Source organism: Variovorax sp. SG517 (genome assembly GCF_013376045.1).
Taxonomy (GTDB): domain Bacteria; phylum Pseudomonadota; class Gammaproteobacteria; order Burkholderiales; family Burkholderiaceae_C; genus Variovorax.
In genome coordinates, this window is record NZ_JABMJG010000001.1 from 576087 (window position 1) to 601377 (window position 25291).

32 protein-coding genes are annotated in these 25291 nt (G+C 68.4%); 17 read left to right on the plus strand and 15 right to left on the minus strand.

The features are described 5' to 3' along the window. Window positions 1–88 precede the first annotated feature (88 nt). A complete protein-coding gene (locus FHT32_RS02570) occupies window positions 89–565 on the minus strand; it encodes an outer membrane protein assembly factor BamE (RefSeq protein ID WP_176663073.1) in 477 nt (158 codons plus the stop codon). A gap of 70 nt (window positions 566–635) precedes the next feature. Here FHT32_RS02570 and FHT32_RS02575 point away from each other — a divergent pair, with 70 nt between their 5' ends. From FHT32_RS02575 to FHT32_RS02605, 7 genes are all read left to right on the plus strand, one after another. Next, window positions 636–842, plus strand: coding sequence for a DUF3460 family protein (locus tag FHT32_RS02575; RefSeq protein ID WP_176663074.1), 207 nt, complete (start codon window positions 636–638; stop codon window positions 840–842). Window positions 843–921: 79 nt separating this feature from the next. Then, window positions 922–1758, plus strand: a complete 837-nt coding sequence (locus FHT32_RS02580; RefSeq protein ID WP_176663075.1) for a ScpA family protein — start codon at window positions 922–924, stop codon at window positions 1756–1758. A gap of 8 nt (window positions 1759–1766) precedes the next feature. Beyond that, a complete protein-coding gene (nadB, locus tag FHT32_RS02585; RefSeq protein ID WP_176663076.1) occupies window positions 1767–3362 on the plus strand; it encodes an L-aspartate oxidase in 1596 nt (531 codons plus the stop codon). Window positions 3363–3430: 68 nt separating this feature from the next. Beyond that, on the plus strand, window positions 3431–4333 hold the full coding sequence (gene panB, locus FHT32_RS02590) for a 3-methyl-2-oxobutanoate hydroxymethyltransferase (RefSeq protein ID WP_176663077.1): 903 nt from the start codon (window positions 3431–3433) through the stop codon (window positions 4331–4333). A gap of 26 nt (window positions 4334–4359) precedes the next feature. Continuing rightward, window positions 4360–5199, plus strand: coding sequence for a pantoate--beta-alanine ligase (panC, locus tag FHT32_RS02595; protein WP_176663078.1), 840 nt, complete (start codon window positions 4360–4362; stop codon window positions 5197–5199). Then, on the plus strand, window positions 5196–5834 hold the full coding sequence (gene queE, locus FHT32_RS02600) for a 7-carboxy-7-deazaguanine synthase (RefSeq protein ID WP_176663079.1): 639 nt from the start codon (window positions 5196–5198) through the stop codon (window positions 5832–5834). Before panC ends, queE begins: the two co-directional genes overlap by 4 nt. A gap of 38 nt (window positions 5835–5872) precedes the next feature. Further along, window positions 5873–6235, plus strand: coding sequence for a 6-carboxytetrahydropterin synthase (locus FHT32_RS02605; protein WP_176663080.1), 363 nt, complete (start codon window positions 5873–5875; stop codon window positions 6233–6235). 121 nt (window positions 6236–6356) lie between these two features. Here FHT32_RS02605 and nadA read toward each other — a convergent pair whose 3' ends face one another. The 6 genes from nadA to FHT32_RS02635 all read right to left on the minus strand — a co-directional run bounded on the left by nadA (window position 6357) and on the right by FHT32_RS02635 (window position 10869). Beyond that, window positions 6357–7478, minus strand: coding sequence for a quinolinate synthase NadA (gene nadA, locus FHT32_RS02610; RefSeq protein ID WP_176663081.1), 1122 nt, complete (start codon window positions 7476–7478; stop codon window positions 6357–6359). A 7-nt stretch (window positions 7479–7485) separates the two neighbouring features. Continuing rightward, complete coding sequence (gene nadC, locus FHT32_RS02615) at window positions 7486–8364, minus strand: carboxylating nicotinate-nucleotide diphosphorylase (RefSeq protein ID WP_176663082.1); 879 nt, start codon at window positions 8362–8364, stop codon at window positions 7486–7488. 25 nt (window positions 8365–8389) lie between these two features. Continuing rightward, window positions 8390–9451 (minus strand): NAD(P)H-dependent glycerol-3-phosphate dehydrogenase, encoded by a 1062-nt coding sequence (locus FHT32_RS02620; protein WP_176663083.1) that lies wholly within the window; start codon window positions 9449–9451, stop codon window positions 8390–8392. A 34-nt stretch (window positions 9452–9485) separates the two neighbouring features. Further along, complete coding sequence (secB, locus tag FHT32_RS02625; protein ID WP_093198195.1) at window positions 9486–9950, minus strand: protein-export chaperone SecB; 465 nt, start codon at window positions 9948–9950, stop codon at window positions 9486–9488. Between the two features lie 119 nt (window positions 9951–10069). Continuing rightward, a complete protein-coding gene (grxC, locus tag FHT32_RS02630) occupies window positions 10070–10330 on the minus strand; it encodes a glutaredoxin 3 (RefSeq protein WP_126024726.1) in 261 nt (86 codons plus the stop codon). A gap of 155 nt (window positions 10331–10485) precedes the next feature. After that, on the minus strand, window positions 10486–10869 hold the full coding sequence (locus FHT32_RS02635; RefSeq protein WP_218088087.1) for a rhodanese-like domain-containing protein: 384 nt from the start codon (window positions 10867–10869) through the stop codon (window positions 10486–10488). Between the two features lie 105 nt (window positions 10870–10974). Here FHT32_RS02635 and gpmA point away from each other — a divergent pair, with 105 nt between their 5' ends. The 3 genes from gpmA (at window position 10975) to FHT32_RS02650 (ending at window position 14065) form a co-directional block, all read left to right on the plus strand. Further along, entirely contained in the window at window positions 10975–11718 is a 744-nt protein-coding gene (gene gpmA, locus FHT32_RS02640) for a 2,3-diphosphoglycerate-dependent phosphoglycerate mutase (protein WP_093302311.1), read from the plus strand. 127 nt (window positions 11719–11845) lie between these two features. Continuing rightward, window positions 11846–13288: a S41 family peptidase gene (locus tag FHT32_RS02645; protein ID WP_176663598.1), complete on the plus strand. Its 1443-nt coding sequence runs from the start codon at window positions 11846–11848 to the stop codon at window positions 13286–13288. A 12-nt stretch (window positions 13289–13300) separates the two neighbouring features. Further along, the gene (locus tag FHT32_RS02650) at window positions 13301–14065 is read left to right on the plus strand and encodes a molybdopterin-synthase adenylyltransferase MoeB (protein WP_176663084.1); all 765 of its coding nucleotides are present in this window, start codon (window positions 13301–13303) and stop codon (window positions 14063–14065) included. Here the strand turns inward: FHT32_RS02650 and FHT32_RS02655 are convergent. Then, the gene (locus FHT32_RS02655; RefSeq protein ID WP_176663085.1) at window positions 14062–16098 is read right to left on the minus strand and encodes an AsmA family protein; all 2037 of its coding nucleotides are present in this window, start codon (window positions 16096–16098) and stop codon (window positions 14062–14064) included. The genes FHT32_RS02650 and FHT32_RS02655 overlap by 4 nt on opposite strands. 238 nt (window positions 16099–16336) lie before the next feature. On the opposite strand from FHT32_RS02655, the gene FHT32_RS02660 reads away from it, so the two are divergent. Then, window positions 16337–16747, plus strand: coding sequence for a response regulator (locus FHT32_RS02660; RefSeq protein WP_176663086.1), 411 nt, complete (start codon window positions 16337–16339; stop codon window positions 16745–16747). A 40-nt stretch (window positions 16748–16787) separates the two neighbouring features. On the opposite strand, the gene FHT32_RS02665 is transcribed toward FHT32_RS02660, so the two are convergent. After that, window positions 16788–17420, minus strand: coding sequence for a response regulator transcription factor (locus tag FHT32_RS02665; protein WP_019656595.1), 633 nt, complete (start codon window positions 17418–17420; stop codon window positions 16788–16790). Between the two features lie 131 nt (window positions 17421–17551). Between FHT32_RS02665 and FHT32_RS02670 the strand changes: the two genes are divergently transcribed. The 6 genes from FHT32_RS02670 (at window position 17552) to FHT32_RS02695 (ending at window position 21262) form a co-directional block, all read left to right on the plus strand. Continuing rightward, entirely contained in the window at window positions 17552–18871 is a 1320-nt protein-coding gene (locus FHT32_RS02670; protein ID WP_176663087.1) for a CHASE3 domain-containing protein, read from the plus strand. Window positions 18872–19135: 264 nt separating this feature from the next. After that, complete coding sequence (locus tag FHT32_RS02675) at window positions 19136–19300, plus strand: DUF1328 domain-containing protein (protein WP_013543146.1); 165 nt, start codon at window positions 19136–19138, stop codon at window positions 19298–19300. A 54-nt stretch (window positions 19301–19354) separates the two neighbouring features. After that, complete coding sequence (locus tag FHT32_RS02680; RefSeq protein WP_176663088.1) at window positions 19355–19732, plus strand: hypothetical protein; 378 nt, start codon at window positions 19355–19357, stop codon at window positions 19730–19732. A 36-nt stretch (window positions 19733–19768) separates the two neighbouring features. Then, complete coding sequence (locus FHT32_RS02685) at window positions 19769–20149, plus strand: phage holin family protein (RefSeq protein WP_176663089.1); 381 nt, start codon at window positions 19769–19771, stop codon at window positions 20147–20149. Next, window positions 20139–20693 (plus strand): hypothetical protein, encoded by a 555-nt coding sequence (locus FHT32_RS02690; RefSeq protein ID WP_176663090.1) that lies wholly within the window; start codon window positions 20139–20141, stop codon window positions 20691–20693. Before FHT32_RS02685 ends, FHT32_RS02690 begins: the two co-directional genes overlap by 11 nt. Beyond that, window positions 20690–21262: a bacterioferritin gene (locus FHT32_RS02695; RefSeq protein ID WP_176663091.1), complete on the plus strand. Its 573-nt coding sequence runs from the start codon at window positions 20690–20692 to the stop codon at window positions 21260–21262. Before FHT32_RS02690 ends, FHT32_RS02695 begins: the two co-directional genes overlap by 4 nt. Window positions 21263–21373: 111 nt before the next feature. Here FHT32_RS02695 and FHT32_RS02700 read toward each other — a convergent pair whose 3' ends face one another. From FHT32_RS02700 to folE, 6 genes are all read right to left on the minus strand, one after another. Beyond that, window positions 21374–21871: a BON domain-containing protein gene (locus FHT32_RS02700; RefSeq protein WP_176663092.1), complete on the minus strand. Its 498-nt coding sequence runs from the start codon at window positions 21869–21871 to the stop codon at window positions 21374–21376. Window positions 21872–21966: 95 nt separating this feature from the next. Further along, window positions 21967–22164: a CsbD family protein gene (locus FHT32_RS02705; RefSeq protein WP_176663093.1), complete on the minus strand. Its 198-nt coding sequence runs from the start codon at window positions 22162–22164 to the stop codon at window positions 21967–21969. 123 nt (window positions 22165–22287) lie between these two features. Continuing rightward, entirely contained in the window at window positions 22288–23112 is an 825-nt protein-coding gene (locus FHT32_RS02710) for a DUF429 domain-containing protein (protein ID WP_176663094.1), read from the minus strand. 4 nt (window positions 23113–23116) lie between these two features. After that, on the minus strand, window positions 23117–23998 hold the full coding sequence (locus tag FHT32_RS02715) for a DMT family transporter (protein ID WP_176663095.1): 882 nt from the start codon (window positions 23996–23998) through the stop codon (window positions 23117–23119). A gap of 104 nt (window positions 23999–24102) precedes the next feature. Further along, the gene (locus FHT32_RS02720) at window positions 24103–24525 is read right to left on the minus strand and encodes a BLUF domain-containing protein (RefSeq protein WP_176663096.1); all 423 of its coding nucleotides are present in this window, start codon (window positions 24523–24525) and stop codon (window positions 24103–24105) included. A 3-nt stretch (window positions 24526–24528) separates the two neighbouring features. Next, window positions 24529–25260 carry a GTP cyclohydrolase I gene (gene folE / locus FHT32_RS02725; RefSeq protein WP_176663097.1) on the minus strand — a complete coding sequence of 244 codons (732 nt, stop codon included), beginning with the start codon at window positions 25258–25260 and terminating at the stop codon, window positions 24529–24531. Between the last annotated feature and the right edge of the window lie 31 nt (window positions 25261–25291).

Consider the following 25291-nt stretch of genomic DNA (forward strand, 5'->3'; position numbering starts at 1 on the left):
TAAGGTCGGTGACGAAATGTCAATGAATGTCAAAAATGTATCTGCATCCCCCGCTTCGGATAAGTTGACCGAAAGTTCGCACGGGTGGTCAGGGAGCCTCGGCGCCCCTGTCGGGCGAGGAACCGCTGCGCACCACGCGCTGGTCGTCGTCGAGCGTGGCGGTGAAGACCATGGCGGAGTTGGGCGGCTGCACCCAGCGCCATTCCCATTCGGTTTCGCGGCGCAGCGCATAGGGCGTGACCTTGGCGGGCTTGCCGAGCATCTTGCGCAGGTCTTCCATCATCATCCCGGGCTGCACCTTCGCGAAGTTCTCGGGCGTGAGCACCTGGCGCAGCGCGCTCATCTTTCCATCGGGGCCGATGGTGATCATGTAGTTCTTCTGGCCCGCGGGCTGGCGGTTGTACTCGAACACACGGCCGCGTCCGGGGGCGTCCCAGATGTTCTCGGGCTCACCGAAGCGCGCCCGCACATCGGCCTCGGTGGAGACGCCTTCCTCCAGCTCGCTGATGTTCTTCGAGTCGCATGCCGCGAGCCCGATTGCCGCCGCCAGGCACCCGATTGCCATGCCGATCCGCCATCCCCGAATTTGCTTCATGCCGTCCCCGGTAAAATTCGCGCCAACAAAGGTCCAGTCTATGTCCATCTTCCGCCGCCCCCACTACACCTCCGAGATCACGAACTTCATCGAGGAGATGAAGGAAAAGAAGCCGACGCTGGAGGCCGAACAGCGCGCCGGCCGCGCCCTCCTCTGGGACAAGCACCTCGACCGCGACCTGCTGCAGGAATACAGCGAAGCCCGCGTGGCCCAGCAGCCCTACGTCTACCAGACCCAGGGCAAGTAAGCCGTTCGCTGATGCCGAACTGGCAGCAAACAAGCGCCTGCGTTGCATCGGCAGCTACTGAAAAGATAGCATCACACCGATGAACGGAGACGAGGACAACGGCACGCTGGTGGTCGGCATGCCCGAGGTGGTCGACCAGGTCGCGCTCGCGAGGCTCTACGGAGAGCCGCTCTTCGCGATGCCGAAGGACCTGTACATCCCGCCCGAGGCGCTGCAGGTGTTCCTGGAAGCCTTCGAGGGCCCGCTCGACCTGCTGCTCTACCTGATCCGCAAGCAGAACTTCAACATCCTCGACATCCCGATGGCGGGGCTCACGCGGCAGTACCTGAGCTACGTCGACGAGATCCGCCAGACCAACCTCGAGCTTGCGGCCGAGTATCTGTTGATGGCCGCGATGCTGATCGAGATCAAGTCGCGCATGCTGCTGCCGCCCAAGAAGGTGGCCGACGGCGAAGAGGCCGAAGACCCGCGCGCCGAGCTCGTGCGCCGCCTGCTCGAATACGAGCAGACCAAGCTGCAGGCCGCCGCCATCAGCGCCATGCCGCAGTACGGGCGCGACTTCTGGAAGGCGCAGGTCTACATCGAGCAGTCGCTGAAGCCGCGCTTTCCCGACGTGAACGTGATCGAGCTGCGCGACGCGTGGGCCGACATCATGAAGCGCGCCAAGCTCGTGCAGCACCACAAGATCTCGCGCGAGGAGCTCAACGTGCGCGAGCACATGAGCATCGTGCTGCGCCACCTGCAGGGGCAGCGCTTCGTGGAGTTCGAGAAGCTCTTCGACGTGTCGCGCGGCGTGCCGGTGCTGATCGTCACCTTCATCGCGATGCTGGAGCTCGCGAAGGAGACGCTGATCGAGATCACGCAGGCGGAAGCCTTCGCGCCCATCTACGTCCGGCTGGCGTACTCCCCTTCCTGATTTACCCCGTGCGCGACTTCGACGTCCTCATCGTCGGCAGCGGACTGGCCGGCCTCTCCGCCGCGCTGCACCTGGCGCCCACGCACCGCGTGGCGGTGCTGACCAAGCGCGCGCTGAACGACGGCTCCAGCGCCTGGGCGCAGGGCGGCATCGCGGCCGTGCTGGCGGCGGGCGACAGCTTCGACGCGCACGTCGAAGACACGCTCATCGCCGGCGCCGGCCTGTGCGACCCCGAGGCCACGCGCTTCGTGGTGGAGCATGCGCCCGAGGCCATCGGCTGGCTGCGCGAACTGGGCGTGCCTTTCTCCGAAGAGTCCGAGGAGGCTGGCGGCGGCCTGCACCTGACGCGCGAAGGCGGCCACAGCCAGCGCCGCATCGTGCACGTGACCGACGCCACTGGCGCGGCGGTGCAGCAGGTGCTGATCGAGCGGGTGCGGCGCACGCCGAGCATCTCGCTCTTCGAGCACCACACGCTGGTCGACCTCATCACCGGCCCGAGGATCGGGCTCGACGACCCAGCCTGCCTGGGCCTGTACGCGCTCGACAGCGAAACCGACGAGGTGCTGGCCTTCCGCGCGCCGCACACCATCCTGGCGACCGGCGGTGCGGGCAAGGTGTATCTCTACACCACGAATCCCGATACGGCCACCGGCGACGGCATCGCCGCCGCCTGGCGCGCGGGCGCCCGGGTGTCGAACATGGAGTTCATCCAGTTCCACCCGACATGCCTGTACCACCCGCACGCGAGGTCCTTCCTCATCAGCGAGGCGGTGCGCGGCGAAGGCGGGCTGCTGAAGTTGCCTGAATCGGCGGGTGGCACGCGCTTCATGCCGAAGCACGACGAGCGCGCCGAGCTCGCGCCGCGCGACGTGGTGGCCCGCGCCATCGACTTCGAGATGAAGAAGCACGGCCTGGACTGCGTCTACCTCGACATCTCGCACCAGCCGGCCGCGTTCCTCAAGGAGCACTTCCCCAACATCCTGGCGCGCTGCCTGGAGCTGGGCATCGACATCACGCGCGAGCCGATTCCGGTGGTGCCGGCCGCGCACTACACCTGCGGCGGCGTGCTCAGCGACCTGAGCGGGCGCACCGACATCCCGGGCCTCTACGCCATCGGCGAGACCGCCTGCACCGGCCTGCATGGCGCGAACCGGCTGGCCAGCAACTCGCTGGTCGAATGCATGGTGTTCGCGCGCGCCGCGGCCGGCGCCATCGCCTCGGCGCCCGCGCGCGAGCTCGCCGAACTGCCCGCCTGGGACGACAGCCGCGTCACCGACGCCGACGAAGCCGTGGTGATCTCCCACAACTGGGACGAGCTGCGCCGCTTCATGTGGGACTACGTTGGCATCGTGCGCACCAACAAGCGCCTGGAGCGCGCGAGCCACCGCATCGCGCTGCTGCAGGCCGAGATCCAGGAGTTCTACGCGAACTTCCACGTCACGCGCGACCTGCTCGAGCTGCGCAACCTGGTGCAGGTGGCAGAGCTGATCGTGCGTTCCGCTCAGGCCCGCCACGAGAGCCGTGGCCTGCATTTCAGCCGCGACTACCCCTCGCTCGCCGAGCCCACCGCACCCACGGTGCTGGTGCCTCCGGCAGACCGATAACCCTCACCGTTCGTTTTTCTTCACCCAAGGATGCCCGGCCACCGACGCCCGCAGGGAGAAACCCAACCATGTCGAACATCACGCCCGCCCCCGCCGCCACCGAAGCACCGCCGGCCTCGCCCTACGGCACGCTGCCGCCGGCCTCCCCGCCCGCGTCGCGCAAGCCCGTGAGCCTGCCGCGCCTGGCCGACATGCATGCGCGCGGCGAGAAGATCGCGATGCTCACCGCCTACGACGCCACCTTCGGCGCCATGGCCGACGCGGCCGGCGTCGACTGCCTGCTGGTCGGCGACTCGCTCGGCATGGTCTGCCAGGGCCTGAACAGCACCGTGGGCGTGAGCCTGGACACCATGCGCTATCACACCGACAGCGTCTCGCGCGGCCTGCGCCGCGTGCAGGGCACGGCCTGGCTCATCGCCGACCTGCCCTTCGGCAGCTACCAGGAGTCGCGCGAACAGGCGCTGCGCAGCGCCACCGTGCTGATGCAGGCCGGCGCGCACATGGTCAAGCTCGAAGGCGGCGGCTGGACCACCGAGACCGTGCGCTTCCTGGTCGAGCGCGGCATTCCGGTGTGCGCCCACCTCGGCCTGACGCCGCAGACAGTGCATGCACTGGGCGGCTACCGCGTGCAGGGCAAGGGCGACACGGCCGGCGCGCTGCTGAAGCAGCAGGCCCATGAACTGCAGGACGCGGGCGCGGCGATGCTGGTGCTCGAGATGGTGCCGGCCGCGCTGGCCGCCGAGCTCACGGCCGAGCTGAAGCACTGCGCCACCATCGGCATCGGCGCGGGCAAGGCCACCGCCGGGCAGGTGCTCGTGCTGCACGACATGCTGGGCATCAACCTCGGGAAGATGCCGAAGTTCGTGCGCAACTTCATGGCCGACGCGCCGGGCGTGCTGCCTGCGCTCAAGGCCTACGTCCAGGCCGTCAAGGACGGCAGCTTCCCCGACGACCGCCTCCACGCCTGGTAGGCAGACAAGGAAAAGGAAACCAACCCATGTACATCGCGCACACCATCGACGACCTGCGCAGCCACCTGGCCGCCTTCGGGCGCCCCGCCTTCGTCCCCACCATGGGCAACCTGCACGACGGCCACCTGGCCCTGGTGAGGCAGGCGAAGCCGCTCGGCGACGTGACCGTGGCCAGCATCTTCGTGAACCGCCTGCAGTTCTTGCCCCACGAGGATTTCGACACCTACCCGCGCACCTGGGAGAGCGACTGCGAGAAGCTGCGAGCCGCCGGCTGCGACGTGCTCTTCGCGCCCGACGAGAAGGCGCTCTACCCCGAGCCCCAGACCTGCAAGGTGCACCCCGACCCGGCGCTGGCCGACATCCTCGAAGGCCACTTCCGGCCCGGCTTCTTCATCGGCGTTTGCACGGTGGTGATGAAGCTCTTCCAGTGCGTGCAGCCGCGCGTGGCGGTGTTCGGCAAGAAGGACTACCAGCAACTGATGATGATCCGCCACATGGTCCGGCAGTTCGCGCTGCCCATCGAGATCGTGGGCGGCGAGACCTTCCGCGCCGCCGACGGCCTGGCGCTCTCGTCGCGCAACGGCTACCTGAGCGAGAGCGAGCGCGCCGAGGCGGTGCAGCTGTCGAAGGCGCTGAAGGCGATGGCCGAGGCGGTGCGCTCGGGCGAGCGCGACCTGGGCGCCATCGAGGCGCGCGCCATGCGGACGCTGGCCGAGCGCAGCTGGCAGCCCGACTACCTGGTGCTGCGCCGCCGCTCCGACCTGCAAGCGCCCGCCGCCGGCGACGCGCTGGTGGCGCTGGCCGCCGCGCGCCTGGGCGCCACGCGGCTGATCGACAACCTCGAGATCGAGACGGCCGCCCCATGACCTACAGCGTCAAGGAAATCTTCTACACGCTGCAGGGCGAAGGCGGACAGGCCGGCATGCCCGCGGTATTCTGCCGCTTCGCGGGCTGCAACCTCTGGACGGGGCGCGAGGAAGACCGCGCCAGCGCCGTCTGCCGTTTCTGCGACACCGACTTCGTCGGCACCGACGGCACGCTGGGCGGCAAGTTCAAGACCGCCGACCTGCTCGCCGACACCATCGCCGCCCAATGGCCCGTCACCGATGCCGACCACCGGCTGGTGGTGCTGACCGGCGGCGAGCCGCTGCTTCAGGTGGACGCGGCGCTGGTCGAGGCGCTGCATGCGCGTCGCTTCCGCATCGCCGTCGAGAGCAACGGCACGGTCGAGGCGCCGGAGGGCATCGACTGGCTGTGCATCAGCCCCAAGGCCGGAGCTTCCTGGGCGCAGCAGCGCGGCCAGGAGCTGAAGCTGGTGTGGCCGCAGCCGGGCATCGACCTCGACGCCATGGCGCGCACCGGCGAATTCACGCACCGCTTCCTGCAGCCCATGGACGGGCCCGACCGCGTCGCGAACACCGAGCTGTGCATTGCCGAATGCATGAAGCAGCCCGTGTGGCGCCTGAGCGTGCAGACGCACAAGATCACCGGCATCCGCTGAGGCGGGCGCTCTTTTTTTCCGAGTTTTTCTTTTCGACGATGCGATTCACGATCAGCCAACGCTTCTTCTTCGATGCCGCCCACACGCTCAAGCGCGAGATCGAAGTGGAAGGCAGCCGCCGTATCCACGGCCACACTTACCACGCGGAGGTGTGGCTCACGGGCGAGCGCGACCCGGTGACGGGGATGGTGATCGACCTGGGCCTGCTGCGCCGCCGGCTGGAGGATGTGCGCGAGCAGCTCGACCATCACCTGCTGGACGACGTGGCTGGGCTGCATCCGCCGACGCTGGAGAACCTGTGCGTGTTCATTGCGGATGCGCTGTCGGATCTGCGGCCTTCGCTGGCGCGCGTGAAGGTGTGGCGCGAGGCGCTGGGGGACAGCTGTACCGTGGATTTCTAGGTTTTTCTCCCCCCCCCCCCCGCTGGGGGAGGGCCGGGGTGGGGGCAAGCGGCGTCAACATCGAGCGCTCTGCCTGCCCCCATCCCAACCTTCCCCCAGAGGGGGAAGGAGCAAGGCGGGGTCAGGCCGCGCCGATGCCGGCGACAAGACTCCCCGGCGCTTGCCCGTTCTTCAACCCGGCCGTGAACGCCAGCATCCGATCGATCGGCACCCGCGCCCGCAGCCCCAGCGCCGGATCGACGTGGATCTCCCCCGCGCCCGTCTCCAGCGCATTCGCCAGCTCCACCAGCCCGTTCATCGCCATCCACGGGCAATGCGCGCAGCTCTTGCAGGTGCCGCCGTTGCCGGCCGTGGGCGCCTCGATGAAGACCTTGCCGGGGTTCAGCGTGCGCAGCTTGTGCAGCATGCCGCTGTCGGTGGCGACGATGAACTCCTTGGCGTCCATGCGCTGCGCGGCGTTCAGGATGGCCGAGGTGGAGCCCACCGCATCGGCCAGCGCGATCACGTCCGAAGGCGACTCGGGGTGCACCAGCACCTTGGCCTTCGGGTACTCCTTCATGAGCAGCTCGAGCTCCAGGGCCTTGAACTCGTCGTGCACGATGCACGCGCCGTTCCAGCTGACCATGTCGGCGCCGGTCTGGCGGCGGATGTAGTCGCCCAGATGGCGATCGGGCCCCCACAGGATCTTCTGCCCCGCTGCATGCAGCGCGTTCACCACGTCGAGCGCGCAGCTGGAGGTGACGAGCCAGTCGGCGCGCGCCTTCACGGCCGCGCTGGTGTTGGCGTAGACGACCACGGTGCGGTCGGGATGCTGGTCGCAGAAGGCGCTGAACTGGTCGACCGGACAGCCCAGGTCGAGCGAGCAGTTCGCGTCGAGGTCGGGCATCAGCACGCGCTTCTCGGGCGACAGGATCTTCGAGGTCTCGCCCATGAAGCGCACGCCCGACACCACCAGCGTCTGCGCGGCGTGGTCGCGGCCGAAGCGCGCCATTTCGAGCGAATCGCTCACGATGCCCCCGGTTTCCTCGGCGAGGTCCTGCAGGTCGGGATGCACGTAGAAGTGCGAGACCATCACGGCATTGCGTTCGCGCAGCAGGCGGCGGATGCGCTCTTTCAGCGCGATGCGCTCGTCGGGCGATGGCTCGGGCGGCACGCGCGCCCAGGCGTGGCGGGTGTCGCAGACGGCGCCGGCCCTGGTTTCGGCGGGCTGCTCGTAGTCGACGTCGATGACCGTGGACGACATGGGCGGATCAGCCTTCCTGGAAACGCATCGAGTAGTCGATCGCCTTGACGTCCTTGGTCAGGGCACCGATGGAAATCCGGTCGACGCCGGTTTCGGCCAGGGCGCGCAAGCCGTCCAGCGTGACGCCGCCGGAGATCTCGAGCACCGCCTTGCGGCCTTCGCCGGCCTCGTCGTTGATGCGCACGGCCTCGCGCAGCGTGGGCAGGTCCATGTTGTCGAGCAGCACCATGCGCGCGCCGGCGTCGAGCGCCTCGCGCAGCTGGGCCAGCGTCTCGACCTCGACCTCGACGAATTCCGCCTTCGCGGCCGCGGGCGCCACGGCGCGCAGGGCCGCGGCCACGCCGCCGGCCGCGGCGATGTGGTTTTCCTTGATGAGCACCGCGTCGTACAAGCCGATGCGGTGGTTCAGGCCGCCGCCGGTGCGCACCGCGTACTTCTGCGCGAGGCGCAGGCCTGGAATGGTCTTGCGGGTGTCGACGATGCGCGCGCGGGTGCCGCGCACGGCGTCGGCGTAAAGCGCGGTCTTGGTGGCAACGGCGCTCAGCAGCTGCAGGAAGTTGAGCGAGGTGCGCTCGGCCGTCAGCAGCGCGCGGGCCGAGCCTTCGATCTCGAGCACGGTCTGGCCGGCCTCGCAGCGCTCGCCCTCGGCGCACAGCCATTCGATGCGCACCTGCGGATCGAGCTGCCGCAGCGTGGCCTCGACCCACGGGGCGCCGCACACGACGGCGGCTTCGCGCGCCAGCACGCGGGCGCGGGCGCGGCGGGCGGGGTCGACCAGCGAGGCGGTGAGGTCGCCGTCGGCGACGTCTTCCTGCAATGCGCGGGTGGCATCGGACAGGGCCAGCGCGGCCACGGCCGACGCTGAAAAATCAAAGCGAAGGCTCATGGCTCTCTTTGTCTCTGCGTTTTTCTCAGGAGGATTGACGGGGGGAAGCGGCTGCGGCACCCGGCTGCTGGAGCTGCACCGATTCCGGCACCGGCTCGCGGCCGACGAGGGCCGCCACGGCGTCCTGCGGGCTCACGCGGCCGTCGAGCAGCGCGACCACGCCTTCGGCGATGGGCATCTCGATGCCGAGGCCCCGGGCGCGCTGCACCACGGTGCGGGCGCAGTAGACGCCCTCGGCCACGTGGCCCAGCGAATCGACGGCCTGCGCCAGCGTGCGGCCCTGCGCGAGCAGCAGGCCGACCTTGCGATTGCGCGACAGGTCGCCGGTGGAAGTAAGGACCAGGTCGCCCAGGCCGGAAAGGCCCATGAAGGTCTCGGCGCGGGCACCCAGCGCGAGGCCGAAGCGCGTCATCTCGGCGAGGCCGCGCGTGATGAGCGCCGCCCGGGCGTTGAGCCCGAGCGCGAGGCCGTCGCACAGCCCGGTGGCGATGGCCAGCACGTTCTTGACCGCGCCGCCCACCTCCACGCCGACGATGTCCTCGTTGGCGTAGACGCGCAGCGCGGGGCCGTGGAAGGCGTCGACCAGCATGTCGCGCACGGCGGCATGCGGACTGGCGGCCACCAGTGCGGTCGGCCGCCCTTCGGCGACTTCCTGCGCGAAGCTGGGGCCGCTGAGCACGCCCGCTCTCAATTCAGGAACAACCTGGGCCCAGATCTCATGGGCCAGCAGGCCGAAGGATGCGGGGGAAGAGCTGTCGAGCGCGGGCTCGACGCCCTTGCACAGCCACGCCACCGCCGCAGTGGTGCCGGTGCCTCGCAGCGCCACGAGCTGCGCGCGCAAGGCCGCCATCGGCGTGGCCACGATGACGAGGTCGGCGCCGGCCTGTGCCTGGGCGATGTCGCCGGCGCGCACGGCCAGCGAGGCCGGCAGGGCCAGCCCGGGCAGGTAGCGGGAGTTTTCGCGCGCGGCCGACATGGCGTCGGCCTGGGCGGCGTCGCGCGCCCAGAGCGTGACTTCGTGGCGGGCCGCCGCGTTGACGGCGACCGCCGTGCCCCAGGCACCGGCGCCATGAACGCAGATCTTCATCGGCGTCGGTGGCTGCTACGGCTTCATGCCGCGATTACTGCGCCAGCGAGGGCGCAGCCTGGCCGGCGGCCTGGGCCTGCTGCTGCTCGTACATGGCCTGGAAGTTGATCTCGGCCAGGTGCACGGGCGGGAAGCCGCCGCGCTGGATCACGTCGGCGACGTTGCCGCGCAGGTAGGGGTAGACGATCTGCGGGCAGGCGATACCGAGGATGGCGCCCATCTGCTCTTCCGGCAGGTGGCGGATCTCGAAGATGCCGGCCTGCTTGGCCTCGACCAGGAACACGGTCTTGTCGCCGATCTTGGTCTGCACGGTGGCGGCCACGGTGATCTCGAAGATGCCTTCGGCCACGGGCTGGGCGTCCACGCCGAGCTGGATGTCGACGGTGGGCTGTTCCTGCTCCAGCAGGATCGCCGGCGAATTGGGCTGCTCGAGCGACAGGTCCTTGAGGTAGACGCGCTGGATCTGGAAGACGGGATCTTGGGCTTGCTGGTCGGCCATGGCTGAACTTTCGAGGATCAAAACAATGCCCGCCGGGGAGAGGGTCCCGCAGCGGGCTGCAGATGAGTGAACTGGCGATTATGGCCCGGCCGGAAGACGGCTCCGGGGCAGGGCCGGTTTCAGGCGCCCTGCAGCAGCGGAACCAGGCCGCCGCGGCTGTCGAGCGCCATCAGGTCGTCGCAGCCGCCCACGTGGGTGTCGCCGATGAAGATCTGCGGCACCGTGCGGCGCTGGGTGATCTCCATCATGGTGTTGCGGGCCTGGGGGTCGGTGTCGATGCGGATCTCCTCGATCTGCTCGACGCCCTTGGACTTCAGGATCTGTTTCGCGCGGATGCAGTAAGGGCAAACGGCGGTGGTGTACATCTTGACGGCTTGCATGCGCTCTACCTTGGGGAAAGTTTCATTTATTCAACTCGCTCACCGTCCCTTCGGGGAACGCCGCGGAACCGGCTTGGCCGGGCCACAGGCGTTGCCACGGCAGGGGGTCGGCGCAGCGCCACGGCGTGCGCGAAGCCTGGGGGCGAGTCCGATGTCTAGGCTTTTTCAACCGGCAGGTTAGCCTCTTTCCACGCCTTCAGTCCGCCGGAGACCGCTTGGGCCTGCTCGTAACCCAGCTTCTTGGCCATGGCCACGGCGCGCTGGGCGCGGGCGCCGGTGGCGCACACCAGCAGGAGCGGCACGTTCTTGTTCTTGACCGCGCCGGCGAGCTTTTCCTCCAGCTGGTTCAGGGGAACGTTCTTGGCGCCGATCATGTGGCCGGTGGCGAATTCCTCGGGTTCGCGCACGTCGACCAGCACCGCGCGCTCGCGGTTGATGAGCTGGACGGCGCCCTGGGCCGTGAGCGTTCCGCCGCCCGCTCCCCGCACCAGCGGCCAGGCCAGCATGGCGCCCGAGCTGAGCGCGATCAGGATCAGCATCCAGTTCGCGGTGACGAATTCGATCAATTTCACGGGGGTTCCTTGAATGGCAAACCGGGGATTTTAGAATGCGAGGTTTCGCAAGCGCAGCCAAAGGCCTCCCACATGCACAAACTGGTATTGATCCGTCACGGTGAATCGACCTGGAATCTGGAAAACCGCTTCACCGGATGGACCGACGTCGACCTGACCGAAACCGGCGTCGAACAGGCCAAGCAGGCCGGCCGGCTGCTCAAGGCCGAGGGCTACGACTTCGACGTCGCCTACACGAGCGTTCTCAAGCGCGCCACCCGCACCCTCTGGCACACCCTCGACGAACTCGACCGCACCTGGCTGCCCGTGGTGCATTCCTGGCGCCTCAACGAGCGCCACTACGGCGGCCTGCAGGGCCTGAACAAGGCCGAAACCGCCAAGAAATACGGCGACGAGCAGGTGCTGGTCTGGCGCCGCAGCTACAACACCCCCCCGCCGCCGCTGGAAGCCGACGACCCGCGCAGCGAGCGCGGCGACGTGCGCTACGCCAAGCTGTCGCCCGAGCAGATCCCGCTGACCGAGTGCCTGAAGGACACGGTGGCGCGCGTGCTGCCCTTCTGGAACGAATCGATGGCGCCGGCCATCCGCACCGGCCGCCGGCTGGTGGTGGCGGCCCACGGCAACTCGATCCGCGCCCTGGTGAAGTACCTCGACGGGATCTCCGACGACGACATCGTCGGGCTGAACATCCCCAACGGCATCCCGCTGGTGTACGAGCTCGACGACGACCTCAAGCCCCTGCGCCACTACTACCTCGGCGATGCCGCGGCCGCCGAAAAGGCCGCCGCCGCGGTGGCATCGCAGGGCAAGGGCTGAGAAGGCCCGCCAGGAGCGCCCTGAAAAAGCCCCCGTCCGGCGCTCCACCCGTGGAACCCCGGCAAACAATTTGCTTCCAAGCTGTGTATATTGGACTGACAGCCGCCGACAAGGACAACCACTCATGATGGGCCACAAACTCAAGATCACCGGCTGGGTCGCCGCCGGCGCCGTTGCAGGCGTCCTGACCACCGTCTCGCTGCAGACTGTCGCGCGCGGCTCGCTCGCGCCGCTGCCGCTCGAGGAATTGCAGCAGCTCGCCGCCGTCTTCGGGATGGTCAAGAGCGACTACGTGGAGCCGGTCGACGAGAAGAAGCTCATCTCCGACGCCATCTCCGGCATGGTCGCCGGGCTCGACCCGCATTCCCAGTACTTCGACAAGAAGTCCTTCAAGGAATTCAGGGAAGGCACCACCGGCCGCTTCGTCGGCGTGGGCATCGAGATTTCCCAGGAAGACGGCCTGATCAAGGTCGTCTCGCCCATCGAGGGCTCCCCCGCCTTCCGCGCAGGCCTCAAGCCCAACGACCTGATCACCAAGATCGACGACACCGCCGTGCGCGGCCTGTCGCTGAACGAGGCGGTCAAGCGCATGCGCGGCGAAGCCAACACCAAGGTGCTGCTGACGATCTTCCGCAAGGACGAGAGCCGCACCTTCCCCGTGACGATCGCGCGCGAGGAAATCCGCACGCAGTCGGTCCGCGGCAAGATGATCGAGCCGGGCTACGGCTGGATCCGCCTGTCGCAGTTCCAGGAACGCACCGTCGACGACTTCGTCAAGAAGATCGACGACCTGTACAAGGAAGACCCGAACCTCAAGGGCCTGGTGCTCGACCTGCGCAACGATCCGGGCGGCCTGCTCGATGCGGCCGTGGCGGTGTCGTCGGCCTTCCTGCCCGAGAACGTCACGGTGGTCACCACCGACGGCCAGCTGGCCGAGAGCAAGTCGGTCTACAAGGCGGCGCCGGAGTTCTACCAGCGCCGCTCGGGCAGCGACCCGCTGCGCAGCCTGCCGGCCGCGCTGAAGACCGTGCCGCTGGTGGTGCTGGTGAACGAAGGCTCGGCTTCCGCCAGCGAAATCGTCGCCGGCGCGCTGCAGGACCACAAGCGCGCCACCATCATGGGCAGCCAGACCTTCGGCAAGGGCTCGGTGCAGACGGTCCGCCCGCTCGGCCCCGACACCGGCCTGAAGATCACCACCGCGCGCTACTACACGCCCAGCGGCACCTCGATCCAGGCCAAGGGCATCGTGCCGAACGTGCTGGTCGACGAAAGCGCCGAGGGCAGCCCCTTCGCCGCCCTGCGCATGCGCGAGGCCGACCTCGAGAAGCACCTGGCCAGCGGCCAGGGTCCCGAAGTCAAGGACCCGGAACGCGAGAAGGCCCGCGACGAAGCCCGCAAGCGCCTCGAGGAAGAGGCCAAGAAGCCGCCGCAGGACCGCAAGGTGCCCGAGTTCGGCACCGACAAGGACTTCCCGCTCGTGCAGGCGCTCAACCGCCTGAAGGGCCAGCCGGTGCTCGTGAGCAAGACGCAGGTCATCGTCGACAACAAGGAAGAGAAGAAGGAAAACTGATCCCGGTGGCGCATGGAAGATAGCCAGCTGCTGCGCTATTCGCGCCACATCCTTCTCGAGGAATTCGGCATCGACGGGCAGGCCCGCGTCAGTGCCGGACGGGTTCTCGTCATAGGCGCCGGCGGACTGGGTTCGCCGGTGGCCCTGTACCTCGCTGCGGCGGGGGTCGGCCGCATCGTGCTGGTCGACGACGACGAGGTGGACCTCACCAATCTCCAGCGCCAGGTGGCGCATTCGCATGACCGGGTCGGTCTTCCCAAGGTGGAGTCGGCCGCACAGGCCATGCGCGCCATCAATCCCGACATCGCCATCGAAACCCACGCCCTGCGCGCCGACGAGGCCCTGCTGTCGCGCCTGGTCGCCGAGGCCGACGTGGTGGTCGACTGCTGCGACAACTTCGCCACCCGGCAGGCCGTCAACCGTGCCTGCGTCGCCCATTCGAAGCCGCTGGTGGCGGGCGCGGCGATCCGTTTCGACGGCCAGCTGAGCGTCTACGACACCCGCGACGACGCCTCGCCCTGCTACGCCTGCATCTTCCCGCCCGACGCGGACTTCGAGGAAACCCGTTGCGCGGTGCTCGGCGTGTTCGGCCCGGTGGTGGGAACCATCGGCACGCTGCAGGCCAGCGAGGCGCTGAAGCTGCTGGCCGGCATCGGCCCGTCGCTGGCGGGCAAGCTGCTGATGTTCGACGGGCGCAGCACCTCCTTCGACACGCTGCGCGTGGCACGCGACCCGCACTGCAGCGTCTGCGCGCAGCGCCATCGCCCCTCAAGCTAAGGCTGCTTCGCGCCCTTCGCCCGTGCGGCGCCCTTGGCAGCCGCCCCCGTGGGCTTATTCGCCTGCGCCACAACGCCCTGGCAGTTCGAATCCTCGCCCGGACCCGGCTCGATGGTCGCGGCCAGCGCCAGCAGCGGATTGACCGCACCCAGCGCCAGCGCGGCCAGCCCGCGCCCGGCCAGCGGACCGACTTCCAGGCCGCCCTTCGGATCGCCGAAGGTGCCGCTCACCACCAGCGGCGTGCGGATCGAGAGGATGTTCTTGCTCTTGGGCTCGGGGCGGATCACGAAATCCAGCCCCTCGGTCGCCAGGTTGGCCTGGCCGGTGGCGATGAAGACAGCGTTGGTCGTGTCCACCACGAGGGTGCGGCCGGTCATCAGGCCCTTGTTCACGTCGAACGCCAGGGCCGCGCAGCGCAGCTCGACGTTGCGATCGCCGCGCAGGATGAACTTGATGATGTCGCCGCCCACCAGCGTCGCGAACACCGGCAGCAGGTTGCCGAACTGCCCGCGTCCGGAGATGACCGCCACGTCGCCCGACGCGCCGCCCAGCCAGTTCGCCACGGTGCTGCCGGAGCCCGAGAGATTGATGCGCCCGTCCAGCCGGCCGACGCTGTTGCCGGTGGTTTCGAGCTTCGGGAACAGCCGCGCCAGCTGCATGGCCCGGGCGTCTAGCGATGCGCGGATGTCCGCCGGCTTCTTCGAACCGTCGATGCGGATCGCGCCGCTGAGCCTGCCGCCGGCCACGCCCAGGTCGAGCGGGTCGAGCGTGAGCACGCCCTCGACGAGCTTCACCTGCACGCTGCCGCGCTCCAGCGGCACATCGCGCACGTTGCGGATGCGATCGGCCGTGTATTTCACGTCGGCGTTCATGGCGCGCAGGCGCTCGAAGTCCAGCGGCGCCGTGGGCAGCACCTTGCCGCCCGGGCGCCTGACTTGGGTGACGGTGGGCGGCGGCGCCACGCCTTCCACGGTGGCGGCGGTGCGCGCCGTGGGCGGCAGGCCGATCAGCGGGCCCAGATCGTCCATGTCCATCACGTTGGAGCGCAGGTCGCCAGCCAGGTGCGGCAGCTTGCCGGACTGGTCGAAGCGCATGTCGCCCGCGATGTCGGACAGGCCCAGCCGGCCCTTGAGACCGGAGGCCTCCCAAAGCTTGCCGCGCTTGTCGAGCTTGCCGCTCAGGGTGTACGGCGATGTCTGCGGCAGCGCGATGCCCAGCAGCGGGAACAGGGCGCCCAGCGTCTGGCCCTTGATGTCGAACCTGGCATCGATGCCGTCCAGGTCCGACAGCCGGGCGACCGTGCCGGCCGCCTTCAGCTGCGTCTGGCCTGCGGCGGCACGGATCTCGATCGGGAAAGGCGGCGCGTTCGTGGTCTCGATCTGCAGCACGTTGCCGGTGCGCCCGCTGGCGGTCAGCGGCTGGCCCTTGTAGCGGCCCTTGATGCGGTAGTCCAGCGGCATCTCGCCGCGGCTGCTGTCGTAGCTCAGGTCGGCATGCACGTCGACGCCCAGGTGCTTGGCCAGGAAGTCGACCGCGCCGCTGTCGACCTGCACCTGGCCGATGGTGGGCACGGTGCCGCCTTCCGAGCTGTCCTTGCCTTCCTTGCCCAGCGCCCAGGTGCGGCGGCCGTCGGCTTCCATCTGCAGCCCCACCGTGGGCGAGGAAAGCGCCAGCCGCGGGATGACGATGCTGCTCGAGATCAGCGGCCAGAGGCGGATGTCGAAATCGGCGCGCTCGGCCTTCACCAGGTACGGATCGCGCGCCCACGGGGGATTGGCGAACTCGATGCCGTCGAGCCTGACGGTGGCCTGCCGCCACCCGAGCCCCACGTCGAGCCGCCGGGTGATCTCGAACTTGCGCCCGGTCTTCTCGCTGACGTAGCGGTTGACCGGCTCTCGCAGCACGTCCCACGGGAAGAAGGCGAGCCCCACGGCCAGCAGCGCGAAGAGCAGCACCAGGCCCGCCAGCAGCTTCTGCCAGAGCGGCCGGCCGCGCAGGATGCCGGCTTTGGTCGGTGCATTCGTCGTTGCCATGGGGCTCCTTTTAACTCGGGCGGTCGCTCGGCCGCGGTCAGCGGCAAGCCGTAGAAATCGTGAGGCATTGCCTACTGGAGGCGCCGGGAATGCGCGCGTCGGAACCCGCCTACAACCGCCAGCCGCCGAAGCTTGCATGATGCGTACAGGAGACGCAGCAAAGTCGCTCCGCAGGCAGTCGTTGCCAACGCAGGCGCGCTGAATGCGTCAGCCAACCTCAGAGGAAGAGTGGTTCGGCATGGATTCCAGATTGCAGACTTATGTTGTCGAAGACAACCTCACGATCCGTGAAAACCTCATTGGCACGCTGGAAGAACTCACCTGCACCACGGTCGTGGGCTTCGCCGAAACCGAAAGCGGCGCGCGCGCATGGCTGCTCGGACACGACGGCGAGTGGGACCTCGTCATCGTCGATCTCTTCCTCAAGCAGGGCAGCGGCCTGGGCGTGCTGCAGGCCTGCCAGGGCCGCAAGCCGGTACAGAAGGTGGTGGTGCTCAGCAACTATGCGACGCCCGACATACGGCGCCGCTGCGCGGAGTTCGGGGTCGACGCGGTGTTCGACAAGTCGAACGAGATCGACGCGCTGGTGGAGTTCTGCCTGGTGCAGGCCCGCGATCGAGCCTCGCGCGCCTCGTCCGGCGCGGGCTGAGGAAGCCGCCTTGGACCCCCTCCCTGCCCGCCGGCCGGCTTCAGTCGATCAGCTTGTTCTTCAGTGCGTAGTACGTGAGGTCGCTGTTGGAGGAGAGATTCATCTTCTCCATCAGCCGCGTGCGGTAGGTGCTCACGGTCTTCACCGACAGCGACAGCGTCTTGGCGATGTCGCCGGCGGTCTCGCCCTTGGCGAGCTTCAGGAACACCTGGAATTCGCGCTCCGAGAGCTGCTCGTGCGGGGCCGCGTCGTCCTTGCGGTCGAGCTGGCGGGCCAGCAGTTCGGCCACGGCGGGCGTGATGTAGCGCCGGCCCAGCGCGATGGTGCGGATGGCGTTGACGATCTCGATGGGATCGCACTCCTTGTTGAGGTAGCCGCTCGCGCCCTGGCGGATCAGGTTCATCGCGTAGTGCTCCTCGGGATAGCCGCTGAGGATCAGGATGCCCACGTCCGGCGCCTTGGCGCGGATCATGGCGAGTGCATCGATACCGCTTTGCCCGGGCATCGAAAGGTCCATGACCAGCACGTCCAGCTCCGTGGTGCGCACCAGTTCGATGGCTTCACGGCCGCTGGCTGCCTCGCCCGCCACGCGCAGGTCCACGTGCTCGGAGAAGAACTGCCGGAGGCCCGATCGCACGATGGCGTGGTCGTCCACAATTCCGATTTTGATCATTTGTTACTTTCGTCGTTGTGTTGCGCACCCGAGGGTCGCAACATGCCAGGTCCCTGATTGTTATCAATTATTCACGAACTTGCGCCACAAGCAGCCTTGAAAGTTTCATGCACTGGTTAGCCCCACCAAGAATGGCCGTGAGCCTGCTGCTCGCAGCACTGGCCGCGCTGGCCCTCGTCGGCATCAACGAGGCCGGCTACCGGCAGTCCACCCGCGCCCTGGCCGACATCGACGAGGCCCAGCAGGTGCGAGGCACGCTCAACAAGATCCTGCAGAACATGCTGGACGCCGAGACCGGCCAGCGGGGCTTCCTGCTGACCGGCGAGGCGAGCTACCGAAAACCCTACGACGAGGCGGTCAAGCAGGTCGACGGCCACCTCGCCACGCTGCGCCGGCTGTATGCCGACCGCCCGGCCGAACTCACCCGGCTGGCCGAGCTGTCGAAGCACGTGCTGCGCAAGGTCGCCGAGATGGACATGAGCGTGCGCCTGCGCCAGGACGGCAAGGACGACGCCTGGAAGTTCGTCATCACCACCGACGTGGGCCAGGAGGAGATGGAGGCCATCCGCGCCACGGCGGGCGAGCTGGTGAAGGCCAGCAACGCCACCCTGGGCCAGAGCCAGGCGCAGGTGCTGCGTTCGCTGCAGCTGGCGCGCATCGGTACCGCCATCGTGGCGCTGGCCGCACTCCTCGCCTTCTTCCTGTACCTGCGCCAGACGCACGTGCTGCGCTCCATCGGCGAGCGCCAGCAGGAGTCCCTGCAGCGCGAGCGCAACGCGCTGGAGGACGAGGTGCGCGAGCGCACCGCCTCGCTGGCCGAGCTGGCCACCCACCTGCAGGACGTGCGCGAGACCGAGCGCGGCTTCCTCGCGCGCGAGCTGCACGACGAGCTGGGCTCGCTGCTCACCGCGGCCAAGCTCGACGTGGCGCGGCTGAAGTCGCGGCTGGCGGACGCGCCCGACGCGATCCAGCGGCTGCAGCATCTGACCGAGCTGCTCAACAGCGGCATCGCGCTCAAGCGCCGCATCATCGAGGACCTGCGGCCCTCCTCGCTGGCCAACCTGGGGCTGGTCGCGTCGCTGGAGATCCTGGGGCGCGAGTTCGGGGAGCGCTCCGGCCTGCAGGTGGAGATGGTGCTGGAGCCCGTGACCATGGACGAGTCGCGCCAGCTCACCATCTACCGCATGGTGCAGGAGAGCCTCACCAACATCGGCAAGTACGCCGAGGCGAGCGAGGCCACCATCGTCCTCAAGAACTACGACAACCACGTGGTGGTGGAGGTGGCCGACAACGGCAAGGGCTTCGACACGCAGCGCGTGCGGCCCTCGACCCACGGCCTCGCGGGCATGCGGCACCGGGTGGAAGCCGCGCGCGGCAAGCTCACGATATGGTCCGCGCCGGGCAAGGGCACGCGGCTGAGCGCGATGCTTCCGATCGTCAAGCCGGCCTGATCGCCCTCTCGATCGTCGTCTCTCTGTCTCTCTTCTTCTCCTCTCTCTTCGCAGCCGTAGCGCAGCCGGAACTCCTGCACACCCTGCGCCGCGGCCGACTCGGCCATCTCCTACGCACCCCAACCCCGGCCGCTGACAGGTCCGGGACGGCCCCCCGCTTAAGGTTGACCCCGTGCCATCCGGTTCTTTCCCGTCGGGGGGTTGCTGGATGCGACGTTTGGACGTTTTTCAAAAACAGCGAGGCAAGCCTCGAAGGAGTTCCACATGCTGCATTACGCCGTGGTGTTTCTGGTCATCGCCCTGATCGCGGCCCTCTTCGGGTTCGGCGGCATCGCCGCCAGCGCGGTGGGCATCGCCAAGATCCTGTTCGTGATCTTCGCGGTCCTCGCGATCGCGAGCTTCCTTGCCGGCTTGCTACGACGCAAGTAGCGTCGTTACGATCAACAGGCTTGCGCATTTCACTTTTCCGGAAAGGACTTTCACATGAACACGACGACCAAGACTCCCTCGCAACTCGCCGACGAAGCGCGCCAGACCGCCCGTGACGCGGTCGAAACCACCCGCGCCTATGCTCAGAACGCGGTGAATGCGGCGGGCGAAAAGGTCCGCGACCTGCAGCGCGATTCCGAACCGGCCGTCGAGCAACTCGCAGCCCGCGTGCAGCAAGCCGTTCAGCGCGGCCTGGACGCCGCATCGACCACCAGTGCCCGCGCCCAGCGCCGCCTCGAACAGGCAGCCGACGTCACCGGCCGCTACATCTCCGACCAGCCCGTGCGCTCGGTGCTGCTCGCGGCCGCCGCCGGCGCCGCCATCACGGCGCTCATCGTGCTGGCAAGCCGCCGCAGCCGCGACGACTACTGATCCACGAAGCCTCCGTCGTCGACCGATCCCGGCACCATGCTCCATCCGATTTTTTCCACGGTGCTCGGGCATCCGGAACTCGTCGCTGAACACCTCGCCAACTACGCCGCCCTCCTTCGCCAGGAATCCGCGCAAGCGGGACGCGGCATCGCCGCTCGCATCGTCGCGGGCCTCCTGGCGGTGGCCAGCGCCACGCTGGCGCTCGGGCTGATCGGCGTGGCCGTGCTGCTCGGCGTGATGCACGGCAGCTTCCACTGGGTGCTGGTGGCCGTCCCGGCCGTGGCCGTGGTGATGGCGCTCATCTGCACTTGGTACGCGACGCGGCCTGCCAGCAGCTACAGCTTCGACGACCTGCGCTCCCAGCTCGACGCCGACCTGCAGGCGCTGCGCGAAGCCGGAGACCTCCATGGCCGCTGACCGCCATCCTCCTTCGCATCTCAGTCCGGTCCAGCGCCTGGCCCTCTCGCGCCGCGCGCTGGTGCGGCAGTTCAACCAGGACGCAGGCGCGCCGGCCGAAGACCAAGAACCGGACGACCTGGAATACGCGCAGTACGACGCGCAAGCCGCCTCCGCACAAGCGGATGACCTGCATCAGGACCACGCTCGAGGTAGAGGAGAACAAGGAGGAGCAAGAGGAGGAAGAAGAGAGAACGTGTGGCTCGCCGTGGGCCGCAGCGTGGCGGAACGCTGGTGGCGCAGGCACCCCGCGCATGCGGTCGGCCAGCTGGCGCGGCCGGTGCTCGAACACTACGCGCGCAAGGAGCCGGCCAAGCTCATGGCGGCCGCGGCCGCCACCGGCGCCCTGCTGGTGCTCGTCAGGCCCTGGCGGCTGCTCTCGGCCACCGCGGTGCTGGCGGCTGTACTGAAGACATCCGACGTGGCCGACCTCGTCACCACGCTGATGCGGAAGCCCCCGGGCTCCCCTCACCCATCCCGCTCCCCACGAAAGGACACTCCATGAAAACCGACGTTTCCTCTTCCTCCTCTGCTTCTCCTGCTTCCACCGCCCGCAAGCACCTGGAACTCGACCAGAGCGGACTCGACGCCGCGCGCAACAGCCTCGACGACGGCGCCGTCACCCCGAGCTACGGTCCCTGGCGCGACGACGTCGTCAAGCTGCTGAACGACGCGCTGGCCACCGAGCTGGTCTGCGTGCTGCGCTACAAGCGCCACTACTTCACCGCCAACGGCGTCGAGTCGCCCGCCATCGCCGACGAATTCCTCGTGCACGCCAACGAGGAATCGGCCCATGCCGACCGCATCGCCGAGCGCATCGTGCAGCTGGGCGGCGAACCCGACTTCGCGCCCTCGCGCCTGCTCGACCGCAGCCATGCGGCCTACGACGAATCGACCGACCTGCAGGCGATGGTGCGCGCCAACCTGATCGCCGAGCGCGTGGCGGTGGAGTCGTACCGCCAGATGATCGCGCTGATCGGCGACAAGGACCCGACCACGCGCCGCATGCTCGAGGACATCCTCTCCGACGAGGAAGAGCATGCGGACGAGCTGAAGGACTGGCTGGGCCACTGATTGACCCGACCCCGGGGCCGCATCGGCCCCGTGCTCCCATGAAAAAGCCCGGCGCGAACCGGGCTTTTTCATGGGTGAAGCGAAAACGCGACCGAGGCCGGGCGAAAGCGATCAGCCCTTCACCTGGAGCTGGTTGTCCACCGACGTCACGCCCTGCACGCCCTTGGCGATCTCCTCGGCGCGCGCCTTGGCGGCCGCCGTGGGCGCCGGGCCCTTCAGGCTGACCGCGCCGGCCTTGGTGTCGACGTCGATCTTGATGGCGCTCAGGTCCGGGTCCTTGGCAAGGCCCGCGGACACCGAAGCCGTGATGGCGGCGTCGTTCACCGTCGTGCTCACCGCGGCGCCGGCATCCTTGGCTGCCTCCTTCACCTCGGCGGTGGTATTGGACGACTCGATCTTCGCCTTGGCGTCCTTGACGGCCTCGCCGGTCTTGGCTGCCGCGGCGTCGGCGGCCTGCTCGGTCTTGGCCACGGCGCTGTCGAGCTTCTCGCCCGCGGTGCGGTTGTCGGACTTGTCGCAGGCAGCCAGCGTCAGCGCTGCGCCGGCCACGAGCACGGCAAGCCAGGCGCGCGAATGCGGCATGGCCGTCTGTTGGGTCGATCTGTTCATGGAATCCTCCTGTTGATCGGGGAAATCTCTGGAAATCCAGGGGAAATGAAAGGCAGGGAAGGCTGCCGGATCACCGGCAGCCGGCCTTGCGACGCTCACAGCTTGTCGGCGCCCGACTTGATCGCGTCCTTGGCCTTTTCCTTGAGGTCGCCGTAAGTCTTCTGCACCTTGCCGGCGGCCTGGTCGGCAACGCCCTCGCCTTCGAGCTTCTCGTTGCCGACGACCTTGCCGGCGACTTCCTTCAGCTTGCCCTTGGCTTCCTCGACGCGGCCTGCCACTTGATCCTTGTTCATGTTGCTTCCTTCCTGAGTTATGAAACGAATGCGTGAGCCGCAGCGGCCCACGCGTTCAATCTAGGTCCCTGCCCGGGCCGGCTCACGCCGACGGAAGCCCGAAGAGGTGTAGGACAAGGAAGCTCAGGCGCTGACGATCCATCCTTCAAGCGGATCGATGTCTTCCGGCAGGCCATGGCCCGGGCCGGGGCTTGCGGCGCGCAGGTGGCCCCAGGCGGCCTGCATCAGGCACAGCGCCGCGTCGATGTCGTCGCCGCGGGCATCCGCCAGCAGTTCCTTGCGCTGCGCCGGCGTGACGGCCAGCCCGAGTCCGAGGCGGGCCGAGCCGGCTTCCAGCGCCGCCAGCAGATCGGCGCGCGCGGTGCGGCGCTCCGGCGTCTGCTTCACGGGCTCGTCGCTCTTGTAGCTGCGGCGGCCGATCAGCTCCCGCGCCAGCAGGCCCGGATAAGCCTCCAGCGCGATGCGATCGCCGCCCTTGCCTGCGTGCAGCCCCGGAATGCGCGCACCGGCGGCCAGCAGGCGCGGCACGCCCGCATGGAGCATGTACGCCACCGGCGGGTTGACCCATTTCATCGAAGGGCTGGAGCCCGCAGGAGCGTCGGCCGCGCGATGCGCGAACTTGCCGCCCACCGGGCGCGCCGCGCAGAAGGCGGCGAAGGTCTCGCGGATCTCGGCGCGGCTCAGGCCGGCGTAGTGGGCCATCAGCGGCTCCCACTGCAGCGGCCACCGCAGGTGCTCGACGAGCTCGCGCGGCAGGCTGAACGGAAAGTCGAAGCCGCCGGTCCACGCAGGCGTGGCGATGAGCCATTCACCCCATGCGTCGAGCGTCGAGAAGCGCCGCAGGCCGTGCAGCACGACGCGGTCGGCGCCGGCCAGCTCGCCGGTCGCGATGACGATGGGCTTGCGTGCCGTTGGCGCGCTGGAGAAGTCGCAGCCGAACAGCAGCACGGCCTCAGCCCAGCGCGAGCGCCACCACGCCGGCGGCGATGAACATTGCGCCCAGCAGCCTCAGCAGCCGGTCGCCCTCGCGCAGCAGGTGGCCGCCGATGAGCGCGGCAAACAGCATCGAGACCTCGCGCGCGGGCGCCACGTGGGAGATGGGCGCCTGCTGCACCGCGTAGAGCACCAGCACGTACGACACCGGGCTGATCGCCGCCACCAGCAGCGCGTATTTCCACTGCTCGCGCCACATGCGCGCGGTGGTCGGGCGGTCCTGCAGCGCGGCGGGCATCAGCAACACGATGCGAACGAGGTTGCCCATGTAGTCGAGCAGGATCGGCGACATCAGGAGGAACTTGACCGCGTAGCTGTCAGCCACCGTGTAGGCCGCGATGAAGGTGCCGGTCAGCACGCCGTAGCGCATGCCCTTGTGCACCCGCGCGCGCTGCGCCGGGTCGTGCGCCTTCTGCCACAGGCGCGGACCGCCGGCGATGAGGAACACGCCGGCCACCACGCCCAGGATGCCGGCCACGCCGACGAGGCTGATCTTCTCGCCAAGGAAGAGCACCGCCACCAGCGACGACAGCAGCGGCCCGGAGCCGCGCGCCAGCGGGTAGACCACGGTGAGGTCCGACTTGCGGTAGCCGCGCAGCAGCACGATGAAATAGAAAACGTGCAGCACCCCGCTGAGCACGACGAAGCCCCACTCGGCCGCGCCCCAGCCCGGCACCACGTTCCAGCCCAGCACGATGCCCAGCGGAGCCCAGATGACCATGTTGAACACGCTGGTCTGGAAGCTGAAGCGTGCGTCGCCGTTCGCCTTCTTGGCGGCGATGTTCCAGCTGGCATGGATGATCCCGGCCAGCAGGATCAGCGCGAATGCGGAGAGCGGCACCTCGAGCTATGCGAGACCGAGCGCCGCCGGGCCGCCCCAAGGCGCGAGCGGCCCCCTCGGGGGGCAGCGAGGACACGAAGTGCCGAGCGTGGGGGCCACCACTTTCAGTGGCGGCCGACGATGGCTGCGGTGGCCATCAGCTCTTCCAGCAGCGCCAGCGAGACCTTGCCCGACACCGCGTACGGGTTGAGCTCTGGCTTCTCGGAATACTTCAGCAGCGTCGACGCGTTGAGCTTCGACAGGTTGACCTGCCCCATGGTCCAGCCGCCGAAGCGGCGCTCGGAGATCTCTTCGTAGTGCAGCAGCACCACGTCCTTGTGGCGCGCGTCGCGCTGGATGTGGCCGTACAGCTCGCTGATGGCCATGCGGCCGCCTTCGATGGCCTGCAGGAAGGTGCCCGCGCCGTAGCAGAGGATGCCGGTGATGCCGCAGGCGGTGTTGTGGCTGCGCGATTGCGCGAGGATCGACTCGATGGCCTCGGGGCTGGTGTCGACGGCGCGGCTGGCGTAGAGGAGTCGGACCAGCATGGCTCAGCCCTTTCTCGGCAGGAGGGACAGGAATTCGCGGCGCAGGCTCGGGTCTTTCAGGAACACGCCGCGCATCACGGAATTGATCATCTTGCTGTCCATTTCCTTCACGCCGCGCCAGGCCATGCAGAAGTGCTCGGCCTCCATGACGAGGGCGAGGCCGTCGGGCTGGGTCTTCTCCTGGATCAGGTCGGCCAGCTGCACCACGGCCTCTTCCTGGATCTGGGGCCGCCCCATGACCCACTCGGCCAGGCGCGCGTACTTCGACAGGCCGATCACGTTAGTGTGCTCGTTGGGCATCACGCCGATCCAGAGCTTGCCGATGATCGGGCAGAAGTGATGCGAGCAGGCGCTGCGCACGGTGATCGGGCCGACGATCATCAGCTCGTTCAGGTGCTCGGCGTTGGGAAACTCGGTGAGCGAAGGCGGGGCGACGTAGCGGCCGCGGAAGACCTCGTTGAGGTACATCTTGGCGACGCGGCGCGCGGTGTTGTCGGTGTTGTGGTCGTTCTCGACGTCGATCACCAGGCTGTGCAGCACGTCCTTCATCTTGACCTCGACCTCGTCGAGCAGCTTCTCGAGCTCGCCGGGCTCGATGAACTCGGAGATGTTGTCGTTGGCATTGAAGCGCTTGCGCGCGGCGGTGATGCGCTCGCGGATCTTCACGGAGACGGGCGTGCCCTCGTCATCGTCTTTTCGATCGGGGAGCGGTTCGACGTCGGTTTTCCTCAGCATGGCGGGGATCGTACCAGTGAATGGCTCCGGA